At 63.8% G+C, this 17,391-nt stretch carries 18 protein-coding genes; 17 read left to right on the top strand and 1 reads right to left on the bottom strand.

The window, feature by feature from the left end; all coding sequences use genetic code 11:
* The 4 genes from VII69_03110 to VII69_03095 form a co-directional block, all read left to right on the top strand.
* A partial coding sequence (locus VII69_03110) for a hypothetical protein (GenBank protein HEY5094087.1) occupies nucleotides 1-433 on the top strand: 433 nt, incomplete at its 5' end.
* A 29-nt stretch (nucleotides 434-462) separates the two neighbouring features.
* Complete coding sequence (locus VII69_03105; GenBank protein ID HEY5094086.1) at nucleotides 463-588, top strand: hypothetical protein; 126 nt, start codon at nucleotides 463-465, stop codon at nucleotides 586-588.
* A gap of 15 nt (nucleotides 589-603) precedes the next feature.
* On the top strand, nucleotides 604-1,041 hold the full coding sequence (locus tag VII69_03100) for a hypothetical protein (GenBank protein HEY5094085.1): 438 nt from the start codon (nucleotides 604-606) through the stop codon (nucleotides 1,039-1,041).
* Between the two features lie 142 nt (nucleotides 1,042-1,183).
* A complete protein-coding gene (locus VII69_03095; protein ID HEY5094084.1) occupies nucleotides 1,184-1,621 on the top strand; it encodes a hypothetical protein in 438 nt (145 codons plus the stop codon).
* 89 nt (nucleotides 1,622-1,710) lie between these two features.
* Here VII69_03095 and VII69_03090 read toward each other — a convergent pair whose 3' ends face one another.
* Nucleotides 1,711-2,874, bottom strand: coding sequence for an aminotransferase class I/II-fold pyridoxal phosphate-dependent enzyme (locus VII69_03090; GenBank protein ID HEY5094083.1), 1,164 nt, complete (start codon nucleotides 2,872-2,874; stop codon nucleotides 1,711-1,713).
* A 131-nt stretch (nucleotides 2,875-3,005) separates the two neighbouring features.
* Between VII69_03090 and mraZ the strand changes: the two genes are divergently transcribed.
* Genes mraZ through murB form a run of 13 tightly spaced genes read left to right on the top strand, consistent with a single transcriptional unit; the run spans nucleotide 3,006 to nucleotide 17,337 of the window.
* Complete coding sequence (mraZ, locus tag VII69_03085) at nucleotides 3,006-3,446, top strand: division/cell wall cluster transcriptional repressor MraZ (protein ID HEY5094082.1); 441 nt, start codon at nucleotides 3,006-3,008, stop codon at nucleotides 3,444-3,446.
* Complete coding sequence (gene rsmH, locus VII69_03080; GenBank protein HEY5094081.1) at nucleotides 3,433-4,359, top strand: 16S rRNA (cytosine(1402)-N(4))-methyltransferase RsmH; 927 nt, start codon at nucleotides 3,433-3,435, stop codon at nucleotides 4,357-4,359. The genes mraZ and rsmH overlap by 14 nt, the downstream gene beginning before the upstream one ends.
* 6 nt (nucleotides 4,360-4,365) lie before the next feature.
* Complete coding sequence (locus VII69_03075; protein HEY5094080.1) at nucleotides 4,366-4,797, top strand: hypothetical protein; 432 nt, start codon at nucleotides 4,366-4,368, stop codon at nucleotides 4,795-4,797.
* Nucleotides 4,794-6,590 carry a penicillin-binding protein 2 gene (locus VII69_03070; GenBank protein ID HEY5094079.1) on the top strand — a complete coding sequence of 599 codons (1,797 nt, stop codon included), beginning with the start codon at nucleotides 4,794-4,796 and terminating at the stop codon, nucleotides 6,588-6,590. Before VII69_03075 ends, VII69_03070 begins: the two co-directional genes overlap by 4 nt.
* Nucleotides 6,590-8,083 carry a UDP-N-acetylmuramoyl-L-alanyl-D-glutamate--2,6-diaminopimelate ligase gene (locus VII69_03065; GenBank protein HEY5094078.1) on the top strand — a complete coding sequence of 498 codons (1,494 nt, stop codon included), beginning with the start codon at nucleotides 6,590-6,592 and terminating at the stop codon, nucleotides 8,081-8,083. Before VII69_03070 ends, VII69_03065 begins: the two co-directional genes overlap by 1 nt.
* Nucleotides 8,080-9,477, top strand: a complete 1,398-nt coding sequence (murF, locus tag VII69_03060; GenBank protein ID HEY5094077.1) for a UDP-N-acetylmuramoyl-tripeptide--D-alanyl-D-alanine ligase — start codon at nucleotides 8,080-8,082, stop codon at nucleotides 9,475-9,477. The genes VII69_03065 and murF overlap by 4 nt, the downstream gene beginning before the upstream one ends.
* The gene (locus tag VII69_03055) at nucleotides 9,474-10,190 is read left to right on the top strand and encodes a coenzyme F420-0:L-glutamate ligase (GenBank protein HEY5094076.1); all 717 of its coding nucleotides are present in this window, start codon (nucleotides 9,474-9,476) and stop codon (nucleotides 10,188-10,190) included. Before murF ends, VII69_03055 begins: the two co-directional genes overlap by 4 nt.
* Nucleotides 10,190-11,257 carry a phospho-N-acetylmuramoyl-pentapeptide-transferase gene (locus VII69_03050; GenBank protein ID HEY5094075.1) on the top strand — a complete coding sequence of 356 codons (1,068 nt, stop codon included), beginning with the start codon at nucleotides 10,190-10,192 and terminating at the stop codon, nucleotides 11,255-11,257. The genes VII69_03055 and VII69_03050 overlap by 1 nt, the downstream gene beginning before the upstream one ends.
* Nucleotides 11,257-12,657 (top strand): UDP-N-acetylmuramoyl-L-alanine--D-glutamate ligase, encoded by a 1,401-nt coding sequence (gene murD, locus VII69_03045; protein ID HEY5094074.1) that lies wholly within the window; start codon nucleotides 11,257-11,259, stop codon nucleotides 12,655-12,657. The genes VII69_03050 and murD overlap by 1 nt, the downstream gene beginning before the upstream one ends.
* Entirely contained in the window at nucleotides 12,654-13,877 is a 1,224-nt protein-coding gene (gene ftsW, locus VII69_03040) for a putative lipid II flippase FtsW (protein HEY5094073.1), read from the top strand. Before murD ends, ftsW begins: the two co-directional genes overlap by 4 nt.
* Complete coding sequence (locus VII69_03035; protein ID HEY5094072.1) at nucleotides 13,789-14,979, top strand: UDP-N-acetylglucosamine--N-acetylmuramyl-(pentapeptide) pyrophosphoryl-undecaprenol N-acetylglucosamine transferase; 1,191 nt, start codon at nucleotides 13,789-13,791, stop codon at nucleotides 14,977-14,979. The genes ftsW and VII69_03035 overlap by 89 nt, the downstream gene beginning before the upstream one ends.
* Nucleotides 14,980-14,998: 19 nt before the next feature.
* The gene (gene murC, locus VII69_03030) at nucleotides 14,999-16,420 is read left to right on the top strand and encodes a UDP-N-acetylmuramate--L-alanine ligase (GenBank protein HEY5094071.1); all 1,422 of its coding nucleotides are present in this window, start codon (nucleotides 14,999-15,001) and stop codon (nucleotides 16,418-16,420) included.
* Nucleotides 16,417-17,337, top strand: a complete 921-nt coding sequence (gene murB, locus VII69_03025) for a UDP-N-acetylmuramate dehydrogenase (GenBank protein ID HEY5094070.1) — start codon at nucleotides 16,417-16,419, stop codon at nucleotides 17,335-17,337. Before murC ends, murB begins: the two co-directional genes overlap by 4 nt.
* Nucleotides 17,338-17,391 lie beyond the last annotated feature (54 nt).

Raw genomic sequence — 17,391 nt, 5'->3', positions numbered from 1 at the left:
CTATCACATGAATGCCAAGGATGGCAACAAAGCGATCCAGCTGCTTTCGGTCGTCGTCAAAGACTACGCGAAAGACGGCTCGTACGCGCCCAAAGACAAAACCGATGTCGGCCAAGTCAACGCAGCGATGACAAGCGGAGTGATGGGTCCGGTGACGCTCATGATATCGCAAGGCGACAACCCGATGCCGCTGGCCGTCATGCTCAAGCCCGAGTCGACGATGAACATCCAGATCTCCGACAACGGCTCGACGGGCGACGCGGAGTTCGCCGACATGGGAACGCCGATGACGCTGGCCGACATGGATCCCAACGCGAAGACGCCTGCTAAGAAGATCGCCGGATCGATCACGTGGTCGTGCGGCAAAGTCGATCACATCGATCCGAAGATGAACGCCGCCGTGAACGGCGCGTTCAAGAAACTCATCCCATAAACGCGATCGCGCACTCGCTGCCGCAGAGAGTGACGGACGCGATCAACTTCATCCTGCGCGCACTCAACGCGAAGGAGATCAAAGGGTTCGATGGCATCGAACTCCGCCAACCCATCAAAGAACTCCACGACCAACACGGTTGTGGCGCACCGTAAGAAAGGTTATCCAAAATGAAGATCTCTCGATTGTTTCTTAGCGCACTTGCCATCGCCATCGTTGGTTACGCGATCCCGGCGCCTGCAAACGCAGCGCCGCGCCCCGCGTGCTCCGTGCTACCACTGGCAGACGTGCGCGCGATTGTCGCCGCCCCGGTGACCGTCTATCAACCAGGTTCTTCCAATCCAACGGTACAGGGCGACTCGACGTATTCGACGTGCACGTATTCCTTAAATAAGCCTGGGATGGGCGCGCGAGTGTCGCTCATGTGGGGTCCAAGCGCGACCTTGGCCAAGATGTATAAGTTCTACGTGCAACGGAACAAGGAGCTTCCGCAGATCAAGGGAGGCGCTCTTGTCTTGGCTTCCGTGACCGATACGTCCCATCACAGTATGGAATACGATACGCCCGCGAGCAAGAAATTGCTCGCCGCCGCCATCGCAAAACTCTAACCTCGACCGACCCGTAGGAGGGCAAGCTTGTACTAGGGCAAGCATCGCTTGCCCCGTGGAAAATGTAGGAGGGCAAGCATCGCTTGCCCATGCGTCTGGTCGGCCAGACCGATACACAATCATCTTTGAAAGGTACCTCAAAATGAAAACCTCACACGTTCTTGTCGCCGCGATTGCCGCAGCCGCTCTGGCGTGCTTGGCGCCGGCAGCTGCAAATGCGGCGCCGCGTGCCGCATGCGGCCTCTTTTCGTTGGCCGAAATTCGCGCCGTTCTCGCGGAGCCGGTCGTCTCGATGATTGCGGGAACGCCGGCACCGACCGTGCGGGGTGATGCGACATTATCGACCTGCACGTACGCCCTTCCGAAAACGTTTAAGGATGGTTCAAGTTTCACATTGATGTGGGCTCCGGCCGCGGAACTTGCACAAACAGCGAAGTTCTATGCCCAACGAAAAGCGACCACGCAAATGAAGAACAACGTATTGGTCTTGGCGACGGTCACGAAGACGTCCGGCGGCACCGCAGTCATCGATCAAGTCGCAAGCAAGAAGCTGCTCGCAGCGATCCTGGCAAAACTCTGAATTTGAGGACAATGTACTAGGGCAAGCATCGCTTGCCCTAAAATTGTTTTTGGGTGAGCGATGCTCACCTTCCTACAACGAATCCAATCCTACAAAGACCGCGCCATGCGCTCCACGATCTCGGTCAGTATCGCCGACGACGTTCCAAAATTCAGCCGGGCAAACGACGAGCATTGTTTACCGAAATCAAGTCCTCGGGCCAACGCGACGCGGCCGCGCTCCAAAAAATACGCAGCCGGGTCGGTGCCGATCCCAAGCGTGCTGCAATCGATCCACGCCAAGTAGGTCGCCTCTGGCGCCAAGTACCGCGCGCCTGGAATTTGTTTGCTTAGCAACTCCGCGAGCAACTGACGGTTGCTATCGAGATGCTTGACCAGAGCGTCGAGCCACTCTGGTCCGTCTCGAAATGCAGCGAGCGATGCGACGATGCCCAATTGGCCGGTGCGATCTATGATCTCGGTTTCCAGCGCGGTGAGATGCGCGCGCAGACGATCGGCTGTCGGCTCGGAACCGGCAACCACGAGTGCGCATTTCAACCCGGGGATATTCCACGCTTTCGACGTTGACGTCACTGCAACAGCGTTCTGCCTATATCCGCTCACCGTCAAATACGGCACGAACGTCGCTCCGGGCATCGTGAGCGGAGCATGGATCTCATCCACCACCACGAGCACATGATATCGCTCGGCGAGCGCAGCCAAGCGCCGGAGATCGGCTTCTGGCCAAACACGACCAACCGGATTGTGCGGGCTGCATAGCAGATAGGCGCCTACGCCTTCGGCGAATGCTTTTTCTAATCCCGAGAAATCGAGCGACCACCGGCCCGACTGGGCGTCCTGCAGCAATGGGACCTCAACGATCGGACGGCGATCGTGTGCGAGCGTTTCAAAAAACGGCGGGTAGACAGGCGGGTTGATCACTACCGCGCTAGCGGGCGGTGAAAAAGCTCGGATGCTCTCGATAACTCCGGCCATGACGTCGGGAACGACGAACACGCGATCCGCATCAACCGGCCAACCGAAGCGGGCGTTCGCGAACGCGGCAAAGACGGCACCAAAGCCACGAGGCTCGGCGTATCCGCAATCCCCCGAATCGAGCGCCGAATCAAGCGCTGCGCGGACCGCCGGGGCTAGTGGGAAGTCGGTCTCGGCGACAAACGCCGGCAAGATGTCCGGCGGGTAAAACGCCCATTTCTTGCTTGTGCGCAGGCGAAGCCGGTCCAGCGATAGGTCTTCGAAGGGGTTGCTATTCATAAGCCGGGGCGAGCGATGCTCGCCCTCCTACATGGGCCAGTGGACGCATCGGTACGTTAATCTTTACATTAAGCCGATAAATGGAGTATAGTGGAGCAAAATGGCTCGATGTGGGGCTTGGTGGCGTTTTCATGAGCGGACTCCCGAAGTTTACGGGACGGTTCGAGCACACCCTCGACGACAAGGGTCGCTTGACCATTCCCGCACGCTTCCGCGCCAGGCTCGACGACCATTTCGTCCTCACGATCGCCCCGCCTGACCTGTGTCTTGCCATGTACCCAGACGCGACGTGGTCGGAATTCTGCGCGAAGCTCGAGGCCGCTTCTCGCAAGGATAGCCGATACCGCAGCTTCGTGCGCCACCTCTTCGCCAACACCGAAGAGGTGACGTTGGATGCGCAGGGCCGCCTGGTCGTACCTGCGGCGCTTCGCGACTACGCCAAAGTCGACCGCGACGTCGTGCTGGTCGGTGCGTTGACCCGCATCGAACTCTGGCCGGCAGAGGGCTGGAAGGCGGGCAGCAAGCCGCCGGACGGCATGGCGGAATTGATGACGGAGCTTGGCCTCTACTGAACATGCATCCGTCATGCTCGAGGAGAGCATGGCGCTGCTCTTGCCGGCCGGTGAAGACCGGCAGGCGGTGTTCGTCGACGCGACATTCGGCGCGGGCGGACACACCGAAGCGATATTGCTGCGCTCGCGCGGCAGCCGCGTGATCGCGCTCGACGCCGATCCCGCGGCGGTGGCGCGGGCAAAGGATCTGGCGGGCCGGTATCCGGGGCGATTGGATGCCGTGCACGCAAACTACGGCCGGCTCGGCGAGGCGCTCGACGAGTGCGGCGTGCACGACGTGGACGGAATCATGTACGACCTCGGACTCTCGTCGCTTCAACTCGCGGACACGGCCCGCGGCTTTTCGTTTGCCGGCGTCGAGCCGCTCGACATGCGCTTGGATCCGACGTCCAATGGCCCGACGGCCGCACAACTACTAGCGACGAAGCCCGAGCGCGAGTTGGCCGACATCATCGAGAACTACGGCGACGAACGGTTTGCGCGGCGCATCGCACGCCAAATCACCTGGCGCCGCGAACGGGCGCCGTTGCAGACGACCTCGGATTTGGTGGCGGCGGTCTTGAGCGCGCAGCCCAAAGGCATGCCTCGCGCGCGCCGCGGTATCCATCCTGCCACGCGCACGTTTCAAGCGCTGCGCATGGCGGTCAACGACGAGACGCGCAATCTCGAGCGCAGTTTAGAAACGGCGCTACAACGCGTACGATCGGGCGGCCGTGTCGTGGCGATCAGCTTTCATTCCGGTGAAGACCGAGTGGTCAAACGAGCGTTTCGCGATTGGACGGCCGCGGGCCGGGGCGACGCGCTCACCCGCAAACCGCTCACGCCCAGCGAGGATGAAGTGGCGGCGAATCCGCGTGCTCGCAGTGCAAAGCTGCGCGCGATCCGGATCGCAGAAAACGAGCAGGAGGCTTAGAAGATCATGGCCCAGTCGGCACGAGCATTTAGATCCGAGGTCGAGTCGCGTCCGGCGGTGCCGGCGCGCCGTCCAACGGGAAGAGGCCGGGCCCGCGCAGCCTATCGCGCTTTGCCGGTCGTCGTCCGCCGGTCGATCATGATCGGCGTACCGCTGGCGCTTTTGATCGCGTACGTCGGACTGACGGCGCAACTGACCGCCCAGACCTATCGTCTCGCCGACGACAAAACAACCGAACAACAGCTCATGCAGAACAATAGCGTCTTGCGGGCACAAGTCGGTCAACTCGAAAGTTTGAGCAGCCTTGAAGCAGCGGCGGTCAAGCTCCACATGACCTACCCCAAACAGGTCTCCGTCATCGCGTTGCCCGGCGGCCTGAAGCCGCAAGCGGAGAACACGGCGTTGGCGTTCGTCGCCAGGCTGTTGCACGTGCGGTGAAAGACAAAGAGCGCCAAAAGCTGCGCCTTCGCGCAACTTTGCTTTTCGTTGCGCTCTTCGCGGTCGTGACGCTGCTCGGCGTCCGTCTCTACAAAGTGCAAGTCCGCGATGGCGCGGCGCTCGCAGCAGGCGCCGGCCAAGAACAAGAAGCGACGTTCGACCTCAGCGGCAAACGCGGCGATATCGTCGACCGGTTTGGAGTGCCGTTCGCCACGAGCCTCCCGGCGTCCGCGGTCTATGCTCAACCGGACGATCTGAACGATGCGGCGGGTGATGCCGCAAAACTCTCGCCAATCCTCGGCCTCAGCGAAAAGTCTTTGCAAACGACGATGACCGGGAAGTCATCGTTTGCCTATCTCGCGCGCAACGTGCCGCGGGATAAAGCGGAACAAATCGCAGGCCTGGGCCTTCGGGGCATCGCTATCGTCGACGAGCCGGTTGGTTTGCGCGTCGTGCCGCAAGGACGCGTCGGCAGCACGCTTATCGGATTCACCGGCATCGACAATCAAGGTCTTGCGGGCGTGGAATACGGGTTCAACGACGTCCTCAAGGGCCAGCCCGGAAAAGCCAGGGAGGCCACCGACAATGAAGGCCGCCCGATCCCGTTCGGGCGGCGAGTGATCCAGCCGCCCGTCGTCGGCGACACGGTCGTCCTCACCGTGGACCGCATGCTCGAATACGAAGCCGAAGAGATCTTGCGCGAAACGGCTCAGGAGTATCACGCCGCCGATGCGTCGGTGGTCATCATGCGCGCGCAGACCGGCGAGATTCTCGCGCTCGCCAATTATCCGAATTTCGATCCGACGCAATTCGCGCGATCGCCAGAATCGTCGTGGCGCGACCGCGCGATCACCGATCCGTTCGAGCCTGGCTCCACATTCAAGATCATCACCGCTGCCGCCGCCCTCGACAGCGGCAAGGTCACGACCGACGACACGTTTCCCGCGCTCGATCAGATCGAGGTGGGCAACCGCATCATCCACAACGCCGACGATGGTATGATGGCCTCGGGCCACGCCAACGAAACGGTCGACGACATCGTCACGTACTCGCACAACGTGGGCGCAGCCGAAATCGCGATGCGCACGGGCGAGCAGACGATGTACGACTACATCAAACGGTTCGGTCTCGACGAACCGACCGGCGTCGACTTGCCGGGTGAGAGCGGCGGCATCGTTGGAACGCCCGACGTCTGGTACGGCTCGCGGCTCGCGACTATTGGATTTGGCCAGGGCGTTTCGGTCACCGCGCTGCAGTTGGCCGATGCGTATTGCGCGGTCGCGAACGGCGGTCTGCTCATGCGGCCGAGAATCGTGCGCGAGATCGTCGGGCCCGATGGCAAGATCGTGAAGTCGTTCGGGCCGGAGATCATCCGCCGCGTCATCAAACCGGAGACGTCGGCTGCCCTGCTCACGATCTTGCGAGACGTCGTCAAACGCGGCACGGGAAAAGCGGCGCAAATACCCGGCTACGCGCTGGCGGGAAAAACGGGCACCGCGCAGATGGTGATCGGCGGCCAATACGTCATGGGCGCGTACACCGCATCGTTTGCCGGCATCATTCCGGCGGACAAGCCGCAATACGTCATCTTCGTCAAGTTCGATCACCCGCAAGGCCAGTACTATGGAAGCATCGTCGCGCTGCCCGCATTTCAAAAACTCGCCTCGCGCGTGTTTTGGCGCGAGGGTGTGTTGCAACGCGGCGGCGGCGCGCAGATCGCCGATCCAAGCGTCGTGCAGACGTTGCGGACCGGGTCGGCGTTGTTGCCAGGGAACGACGAAAGGCACAATTAATGGCATCGGTGATGCCGGTGCCGTTGCGGCAATTGCTTGCCGGCGTCGGCGGCGCGCTCATCGGCGGCAACCCCGACGTTTCCATCACATCCATCGCGGTCGACTCGCGACGCGTCGAGCCCGGCGCGCTCTTCGTCTGTTTGACCGGCGCTCGCGATGACGGCCATCGCCGCGCGGCGCAAGCAGTTAAAGCCGGCGCCGCAGCCGTGCTCGCGGAGCATCCGGTAGAACTTCCATCGCAGACGCCGCTGGCCGTTGTCGCCGACACGCTATCCGCGCTTTCGCCCGTGTCCGCGGAATTTTTCGGCCACCCATCGGACGCGCTCACGATGGTGGGCATCACGGGGACCAACGGCAAAACGACCGTCGCGCATTTCGTCGAAGCGATCATGGACGCCGCCGACACGCCGTTCGGCATCATCGGCACGCTCGGCGCGCGCTTCGCCGGCGCGTTTGAATCCAAGCTCGCGAACACGACGCCGTTCGCGCACGAACTGCAAAGCTTGCTCGCGCAGATGCGCGATGCCGGCGCGCGCGGCGCCGTTCTTGAGGTCTCGAGTCACGCGCTCTCGCTGCATCGCGTCGACGACGTCGATTTCGACATCGCCGTGCTCACGAACATCACCCAAGATCATCTCGATTTTCACAAGACCTTCGACGATTATCGCGCGGCCAAGTCGCGCCTGTTCGAAGCGGTGACGCGCGGCGGCCGCAAATCACCCGGCGTGCGCGTGCTCAATCTCGACGACGCCGAAGGACGGCGCTTGGCGATCACCGCCGGCCGCACGATGACGTACGCCGTTGCTTCCGAAGACGCCGTCTTGCAAGCGACCGACGTCAGCTTGGACCGCGACGGCGCCACGTTCTTAGTGCGCGCATTGCGGCCGGCGCCGTTTCACATCCGGTTGCCCGGCCCGTTCAACGTCTGCAATGCGATGGCGGCGATCGCCGCGGCATGCGCGCTCGACGTGGACGTGGAGGCGATCGAAGAAGGATTGGCAAGCGTCGGCGAAGTGCCGGGCCGCATGACGCCGGTCGAAGCCCGCAGCATCGGCGTGTACGTCGATTACGCGCACACACCCGACGGCCTCCGAAACGTCCTCGGAGCGGCGCGCGCTCTCACTCCCGGCCGCGTGATCTGCGTCTTCGGCTGCGGAGGCGATCGCGATGCGCTCAAGCGCCCGTTGATGGGCCGCGCGGCGCGCGAACTCAGCGACTACGTGATCGTGACCAACGACAACCCCAGGCGCGAAGACCCGCAAATTATCATCGACGGCATTCTTGCGGGCATGCGCAACGGCGCCGGCGCGGCGTACGAAGTCGTGCCGGACAGAGCTGCCGCCATCGACCTCGCCGTGCGGTCCGCCGAAGATGGCGACGTGGTGATCATCGCCGGCAAGGGCCACGAGGCCTATCAACTGATCGGCGAAGAATCGCTGCCGTTCTCCGATGCGGTCGTCGCGCGCGCCGCGATCGAGAAGCACGACAAATGAGCGGAGTGACGTTTGCAGCATTCGCGAAAGCTTGCGGCGCGCAATGGCGCGGCACGGCAGTGGATGCGGGCGCGCGATTTTCTCCGGGCACCGACACGCGCACTCTGAAATCCGGCGAGGCGTTCGTCGCTCTGCGCGGGCCGTCGTTCGACGGCAACGCGTTCGCCCTTGCGGCGCTTGCGCGCGGATGTAGCGCCCTCGTGCTCGACAGCGAAGCGGCGCTGCCGGATCCGTGCCCGGTGCCGTACATGATCGTCGCCGACGCGAAAGAAGCGTACCAGGCTGGCGCGGCCGCCGCGCGCCGAGCGGCGCAAACGCGAGTCGTCGGCATCACGGGCAGCAACGGCAAGACCACGACCAAATCGATGACGGCGCAGTTGCTCGGGCGCGCCATGCGCGTGCTCGTCACGCCGCAAAATGAGAACAACGAACTCGGCGTCGCCAAGATCTGCTACCTCATGGACGACACATCCGATGTCGCGGTCGTCGAGATGGGAGCGCGCCATCCGGGCGAGATCGCCCGGTTGGTGGAAATCGCGTTGCCCGATGTCGGCGTGTTGACCAACATCGGCGAAGCGCACCTCGAATACTTCGAAGATCGCGCGGACCTCGCGCGAACGAAATTCGCGCTGTTCAGCCACGGCGCGCGCCCGGTGTGCAACGCCGCGGACGAATGGACGCGCACGCTCGCAGCCGGCGCGGGCATCGATCGCGCCGTCTTGTGGGTGCGTCTGTGCGGCGATCCGCAGGCGCCGGGGCTCACCATCGAAGCGGGCTTGCCCAAAGACGGCCGCGTGCCGGTGACGCTCGGCGCGTCGCACGCGATGGCCCATTGGCACCTGGCGGGCGAACATCACTTGCGCGACGCGCTGCTCGCGGTGGGAGCTTCCGTCTTGTGCGGGATGGGATTTGAAGACGTGCTCGCCGGGCTGGGCGATCTCCATCTGCCCGAGGGCCGATTTGAATTGCACCCGCTGCCGTCGGGCGCCACCTGCGTGTACGACGCCTACAACGCAAGCCCCACGTCCATGGCATACGCTTTGCGCGCATTCGCCGAATTGCCGGCGCGCAAGCGCGTCGCGGTTCTCGGGAGCATGGCCGAGCTCGGCCCCGACGCGCCGGCGATGCACGAAGCCACCGGCGCGGCGGCGGCCCGCGTCGCGCTGAACAGACTCTATTGCGGCGGCCCGTTCGCCGAGCAATTGATGGAAGGAGCGCGCCGGGCCGGCATGGCGGCCGGAGCGGTGGAGCGTTTCGAGTCCAACGCGCAGGTCGCCCACGATCTGAACGAGTCGTTGCAAGCCGGCGACTTGGTGCTGCTAAAAGGTTCGCGCGTGCAGCGCATGGAGGAGATCCTCAACGCGCTGCTCGTCTCCGGAAAGCGCGCGTCGTGAACTCGCGCACATTTGAAGTGGCGGCGCCCGGCCTTCCGCCGCGTCTGCTGGCGATTCCGGTGCGCACGCCGCTCGTGCAATCGGGCGACGATCTGCCTGCGATGGTGGCCGGCTGCGTGCATGGCATCGCCGCATCCAACGATGTGATCTGCGTCGCCGAGACGTCGGTCGCGATCGCGCAGGGCCGCTCGATCGCCGCAGAATTCGTGCGCCCGACGTTTCTCGCCCGGCTTCTCGCGCAACACGCCGGCATCTATGCCACGGTGAACCAGCCCGAGTCGATGCAACTCGTGATCGACAACGTCGGCGCACTGAAGGTGCTGTACGCTTCCGCCGCCGCCGCCGCCGGACGCATGGTCGGCAGACGCGGAGACTTCTATAGAATACTGGGCGCGGACGTGGCCGAAATCGACGGCTACACGGGCACCATGCCGCCGTACGAACGCCACATCGTCTTCGGTCCGGAGAAACCGGACGAGGCCGCGACCGCGATCGCGCAGGCATGCGGCGCGCACGCGGTGGTGGTGGACGTCAACGATCTGCAAAAAGTCGAGATCCTCGGCGCGAGTGCAGGCCTGGTGCTCGCCGCGGTCGCCGAGTGTCTGCGCGGCAATCCGCACGGCAACAGCGATCAGCAGACGCCGGTCGTGATCTTGAAGTACCGCCCCGCGCCGGGTTCGCCGGCGAAGAGCCCTCTGGCGGGAGGCGGCTGATGTGTAACGGCGACTACGTCGCTTCCCACTACGTTCTCTTTTATGGCTTCAATCTTTTTAGGACATCCATGTCCGAGTGGGTCACGCTCTTCACGATTGTGCTTATCGGCTGGGTTGTTGCGCGCGAAGTGATCTCAACTTTGATTAGGGTGCAGCGTAGCACGTCCGTCGGTCAGCAGGTCTACGAATCCGGTCCGGCTGCTCATCTCGCAAAGCAAGGAACGCCGACGATGGGGGGCATTGCGTTTCCTATCGCTGCGGTGGTAGCGGCCGCGTATCTCACCGCCGAGTATCACTACGACTCGCGCCTCTTATTAATGGTTGGTCTGGTCGCGTCGGTAGCGGCGATTGGGTTCGTTGATGACTACCTCAGCATCAAGCGTCGCACTTCGCTCGGTCTGCGTGCGCGTTCAAAGATGCTACTTCTGATCATAGTCGCGGCCGTTGCGGCGCACGGATTCCTGGATGGTACAGCAACTGACTGCGCGTACAGTTTGACCACAGGCAACGATCAATGGTGGTTCGGCCGGCTGCTCTATCTGCCGATTTCGTGGTACTACATTTTGGCGATCGCCGCCGTAGTGGGCTGCGCCAACGCAGTGAATCTGACTGATGGGGTCGATGGACTGGCGGGCTCGGTCGCGCTTCCGCCGCTCGTTGTCCTTTCGTTCCTGGACGGCGGCGGGATCGGCATCGCCGTCGCGACTGCGGTCGTCGTGTTTCTGTTCTATAATCGGTACCCGGCCAAGGTGTTCATGGGCGACACCGGCTCGCTCACACTTGGCGCGCTGCTCGCGTTCCTCGCAATCAAAGAGCACTTGTTGCTCTTCTTACCCCTTCTTGGAATCGTATTCGTCGTCGAAGCGCTCTCAGTGATCGCGCAGGTCATCAGTTTCAAACTCACGGGTAAGCGCATCTTCAAGATGAGTCCGCTGCACCATCACTTCGAACTCTCAGGTTGGAGCGAGCAGCGCGTCACCAGAACGTTTGCATTGGTGTCGTTATTTGCCGCTGTCGTGTTCTGCGCTATCGTCTATTACTCCAATGTGAGGATGCCGGGCACTTGATGGCGAACAAGCGTTCGAAGATGTTCGACGCCAAAGATTCCGTCATCGTGATCGGTGTCGGGCGCAGCGGTTTGGCCACGGCCGAGGTGCTGCGCGCCCGCGGCGTCTCCGTCGTCGCCTTCGACGACAAGCCGTTCGAGAAGCTGGCCAAAGAGCGGGCGCTACTTGCAAATCTCGGCGTGCCGCTTCTCGCCTCAGGCGAACTCTCCCAAGCCGTCGGCGCTGCTACCGGCGCCGTTCTTTCACCGGGCGTGCCGCTCAACAATCCGGCCGTGCTCGCCATTTCGCGCACCGGCGTGCCGGTATATTCCGAGATCGAAGTGGCTTACCGGCTGTGCGATGCGCCGATCGTTGCGGTCACCGGCAGCAAAGGCAAGTCCACCACAACCGCGCTCATCGGCCACCTGCTCCGCGCAGACGGCCGCAAGGTGCACGTGGGCGGCAACATCGGCGATCCGCTCATCACGAAAACGGTCGCGGCGGGTCCGGACGATTGGGTGGTCGCCGAAGTCTCCAGCTTCCAGCTCGAATCCATTCGCGAATTCCGGCCGCGCGTGAGCGTGCTGCTCAACCTATCACCCGATCATCTCGACCGCTATCCGTCGATGGAAGAATACGGCGAAGCGAAATACCGGATCTTTGCCAATCAAGGCGAAGGCGACACGTTTGTCGGCAACGCCGACGACGAGATCGGCGCATCCTTGCGCGGCGGCCGCCGCAAGATACCGTGCAAAGCCCGTTGGTTTTCGCTTTCCGATCAAGAGGATGCCGACGCGTACCTGCGCGACGGCGAACTAAGATGGCGCGGCGACGGCAGGCGCACAGAATGCGCGCTCCTCGCGGCCGCAGACTTGCGGCTTCGCGGCCGGCACAACATCGAAAACGCCTTGGCCGCATCGCTCGCGGCGCTCGCAGTGGGCGCAAGTCTGAAGGCCGTCAGAGATGGCCTACGATCGTTCTTGCCGCTGCCGCACCGGCTCCAACAGGTCACCGTCACGAACGGCGTGACGTGGATCGACGACAGCAAGGCCACAAATCCCGACGCCGTCGTCAAGGCGCTCGAGGCATTCGACGCGCCGATCGTGCTGATCAGCGGCGGCAAACCCAAGAACACCGAGTTCGGCGAGATGTGCCGCGCTATTTCGAAGCGCGTCAAAGCGGCGGTGCTTATCGGCGAGGCAGCGCAGATGATCGGCCGGAGCTTGAACGGCCCTCTCGTCTGCTATGCGAAGACGATGGACGAAGCGGTCGAGGCCGCGTACGGTCTTGCAAAGCCCGGCGACGTCGTACTGCTTTCACCCGGCTGTGCATCGTTCGACATGTTCGATAACGCCGAGCAGCGCGGCGAGATCTTCAGCGCCGCCGTCCGCGCGCGAGCCGACGGCATCGGCGCGCGATGAAGAAGCAAAAACCGGCCGACGTCTTTCTTCTCCTCGCCGTGGGCGCGCTGGTGGCGATCGGCGCGGTGATGGTCTTTTCGGCCTCGTCGGTGGATGGCGTCACGCAATTCCACGACGCCGAGTACTTTCTCAAACGCGAATTGCTGTGGATCGCGTTGGGCAGCGGCGCGCTGTGGTTCGGCCTGCGCGTGGACTACTGCCGCCTGCGGGGTGCGGCGCCGTGGCTATTCGGCTTGGCGGTCGCGCTGCTCGGGCTCGTGCTGGTTCCCCACTTCGGATCTATGGAAGGCGGCGCGCAGCGCTGGTTTGAGTTCAAGTCGTTTTCATTCGAACCGTCCGAGTTCGCGAAGCTGGCGGTGGTCATCATGCTTGCCCGCATCTTCGCCGATCGCGAGGACGGCGCGCTCTCGTTTGCGCGCGCGGGCTTCCCCGCGTTGCTCTGCGTGGGCGTCTGCTTCGTGCTCGTGATGCGCGAGCCCGACTTCGGCACGGCCTCGCTGTTCGTCATCACCGCCGGGGTCATGCTGTTCGTGGCGGGCGCACGATGGCAGCACCTCATCATCGGCGCGGTCGTGGCTGTGCCCACGCTGCTGCTCTTCGTCTACTCAAGTGCTTACCGGCGAGATCGCTTTACTTCGTTCTTGCATCCGTGGAACGATCCGCAGGGCACGGGTTACCACATCATCCAGTCGCTGTACGCACTCGGCTCGGGCGGCTGGTTCGGCCTCGGCCTTGGCGAGAGCCGCCAAAAATTCGGATACTTGCCCGAACAATACACCGACTTCATCTACGCCATCATCGGCGAGGAGCTTGGGTTCATCGGGGCGGCCGTCGTGCTCGCCCTCTTCCTCGCGCTTGCATACCGCGGCGTGCGGATCGCCATGGAGGCCGACGACCGTTTCGGCTACTACCTCGCGGTGGGGCTCACGGCGTCGATCGTGGTGCAGGCACTCGTGAACATCGGCGTCGTCACATCGGAGTGGCCCGTCACCGGAGTGCCGCTCCCGTTCATCTCGTACGGCGGCACGTCGCTCGTCATCAGCATGTTCGGCGTCGGCGTGCTCGCCGGCATCTCGCGCGGTCGATCGCGAGCGGCTCTGGCCGCCGACACCCGATCGCGGGAGGCAGAAGATGCGTATTTTGCTCGCCGGCGGGGGCACCGGCGGTCATCTGTACCCCGTGTTGTCACTCGCCAGAGCGCTCTCCGGCGCGCCCGCTGACCCAGGTCTCTGCAAACCCGGCGAGACCGTGCCGCAGATCGAACTTGCGCTCGATCTGCACGACGCTGCGCCCGCGCTGCTCTTCGTCTCAAGCGACAGCGCGCTCGACGCCGGCGTCCTCGCCGATATCCACATTCCCACCGCGACGGTCACGAGCCGCCCGCTTTCGCGCACGTCACCGTTAGCCGCCGCCGCGGGTCTCGGCGGCAATGCGGTCGGCGTTGCGCAGGCGTTGCCGATCGTCGCGCGCTTCCGTCCGGATGTGATCATCGCGAGCGGCGGCTACGCGAGCGTGCCGGTGGTGACCGCAGCCGCGATGCTGCGCTTGGCGCGCCGGCTGCCGGGTTTGAAGATCGCCTTGATCGAGCCGAACGCGCTGCCGGGCGTGGCGAACCGCACTTTGAGCCGCGCCGCCGACGAAGTGTGGGGCGCCTACGCCGATACTGCCGCCTATTTTCCGGGCAAATTCGTGAAGACCGGCATCCCGGTGCGGCCCGAGTTCTACAATCCGCTTCCCAAAGCAGACGCGCGCCGACGATTGGGCTTGGATCCCAACCGCTCGACCGTGCTGGTGTTCGGGGGCAGCCAAGGCGCGCGCAAGATCAACGTGGCCGTGAGCGCGATGGTGGCGCGCCGGCGGCTACCGCCCGAGTGGCAGGTGCTACATATCACCGGCAAGCGCGACTACGAATGGATGGCGGCCGAGCGCAAAGCCGAGCACAACGACAACCGCTACCTCGCGATGGCGTATTTGGACGATATGGCGGTGGCGCACGCGGCGTCCGACGTGGTGGTTTCGCGCGCGGGCGCCTCATCGTTGGCCGAGTTCGCCGTCAGCGGGCTGCCCGCGCTGCTCGTGCCGTATCCGCACGCGGCCGAAGATCATCAGCGCAAGAACGCCGACGTCTTCGTGGCGCGCGGCGCGGCGATCGTCATCGACGATGCCGTGCTCGATGCCGACACGCTGTACTGGGCGCTGCTCGACATCATGGGCGACGACAAACGCGCGGCGATGTCTGCCGCAGCGCGAGGTTTGTCGCAACCACGCGCGTTGCATCTCATGGTCGAGCGCATCCTCATGGGAGGCATCGGCAAGCGCTGAAACAAAGAGAAAGCACGGGATGAAACACCGAAAACACGTGCATTTCGTGGGTATTGGCGGCGTCGGCATGAGCGCCGTCGCCCGCGTTCTCCTCGCGATGGGTGTTTCAGTTTCCGGCTCCGATCTGCGCACAAACTCCACGCTCGATAAATTAAACGCTTTGGGTGCGCGCGTCGCGCTCGGTCATGCGTCGGACAACATAAAAGGCGCCGACGCGGTCGTCATCTCGTCCGCCATTCCGCCCGACAATCCCGAAGTCGTCGCCGCGCAGCGCGCGGGCATTCCGGTGATGCAGCGCGCCGAGATGCTCGCCGAGATAATGGCCGACAAAAAAGGCGTGGCCGTTTCGGGCACGCACGGCAAGACCACCACCACATCCATGGTCGCCGCGGTGCTCGACGCCGGCGGCTTTGCGCCCACGGTGCTCATCGGCGGCGAGGTCAACGATCTCGGCGCCAACGCGCGGCTCGGCGCGGGCGATGTTGTGGTTGCGGAAGCCGACGAGAGCGACGCATCGTTCTTGCGTCTCACACCGTCGTGCGCCATCATCACGAACATCGAGAACGATCATCTCGGCTACTATCGCGATCTCGATCACCTCATCGAAACGTTTCTCGCGTTCGCGCGGCGCGTGCCGGCGAGCGGCAGCATCATCGCGTCGGCCGATTGCACGGCCGTGCAAGAAGTGCTGCGCCGGTTCCGCGTAGCGCCACAACTCTACGGCGATCCGCGAATCGTCACCGTCGGATTCGATGTCGCCGCCGACGTCCGCGCGGTGCAAGTCGAACTTGCCGACTTCGGATCGCGCTTCACCGTTGAACGCGATGGTGTTGCCCTTGGCGAGATCAGCATGCGCGTGCCCGGAAAGATCAATGTTTTCAATGGTTTGTGCGCGGTAGCCGCCGGCTTAGAATTCGACGTGCCCTTCGAGCGCATCGCGTACGCGCTCGGCCGCTTTCGCGGCGTGGCGCGCCGCTTTCAAGTGCTCTACGAAAGTCCCGACGTCCGCATCGTCGACGACTACGCGCACCACCCCACCGCCGTGCAAGAGACCATCGCGGCGGCGCGCGCGTATTGGCCCGGGCGCATCGTGGTGGCGTTCCAACCGCACCGCTATAGCCGCACCGCCTATCTCATCCGCGACTTCGCGCGCGCGCTGTCCGCGGCCGACCTCATCCTGGTGAGCGACATCTACGCCGCGGGCGAGGTCCCGCTGCCGGGCGTGCGTTCCGAGACCATCGTGGAATGCATCCGCGAGATCGATGGCGAGAAGCCGGTCATGCACTTGCCGAAGTGCGCCGACGTCCTTGCATACTTGCAGCGCTCGGTGCGCAACGGCGATCTCGTCCTCACGCTCGGCGCGGGCGACATTGGCGGCGTCGCGCATGAATTGGCGGCGGGGCTGTCCGCGTCCGACGCGGGCGTCGCCTCGCCGCGATGACCGCCCCGGCGTCGGTACCCGGCCGCGCGCCCGACAAGGATCAGTGTGGCGCGCTTTCGGCGCTGCTCGACGGCGACATCGCATTTGAATACCCGCTCGCGCAGCGCACGTCCATGCGTGTGGGCGGCAACGCGTCGGCATATGCGGAAGTCAAACAAGTCGGGCGGCTCGTCGCCGCGCTGAGTTTTTGCGAGAGCGAGCAGATCGCGTGGACCATGATCGGACTCGGCAGCAATCTGCTCGTGCCCGACGACGGCTATCCCGGGCTGGTGCTGCGATTGGCCGGCGAATTCGCCAAGATCTCGATCGAGGGCGAACGCGTGCGCGCCGGCGGTGCCGCTCCCGTCGTCTCTTTGTGCCGCGATGCCGCGAACGCAGGGCTTGCCGGCGCAGAAGCGCTGGTCGGCATTCCGGGGACGGTCGGCGGCGCGGTGCGCATGAACGCGGGCACCGATGTCGAGATCGGCGATTTGGTGGATCGCGTCGAGGTGGTGGTCGCAGGAGAGAAAGTGCAAACGTTCACGCGTCCTGAGTTCGCGTACCGCCGCTCCACGCTCGACCGGCGTGCAGTGGTCTGCGCGGCGGAACTTGTGCTGACCGCGGGCGACGCGCGCGCGATCAAAGAAGAACTGCGCAGGCGCATCGACAAGCGGCGCGCCACGCAGCCCATCGAAATGCCGAACTCGGGCAGCATCTTCCGCAATCCGCCGGGCGACCACGCGGCGCGGCTCATCGAAGCGTCGGGTTGCAAAGGAATGCGGCACGGGGGCGCACAGGTCTCGCAAAAGCACGCCAATTTCATCGTCAACGCGGGCGGCGCGACGTGTGCCGACGTGCTTGCCCTCATCGAAGAAGTACAACAAAAAGTTTTCGAGCAGCAGGCGGTGTCGCTCGAGTTGGAAGTCCACGTGCTGTGAATTGCCGTGAGTAATTCCACGATCGCCGTGTTGATGGGCGGACGCTCCGCGGAG

The sequence above is a fragment of the Candidatus Eremiobacteraceae bacterium genome (assembly GCA_036511855.1).
Taxonomy (GTDB): Bacteria; Vulcanimicrobiota; Vulcanimicrobiia; order Eremiobacterales; family Eremiobacteraceae; genus JABCYQ01.
This window is presented reverse-complemented; position numbering and strand designations above follow the sequence as displayed.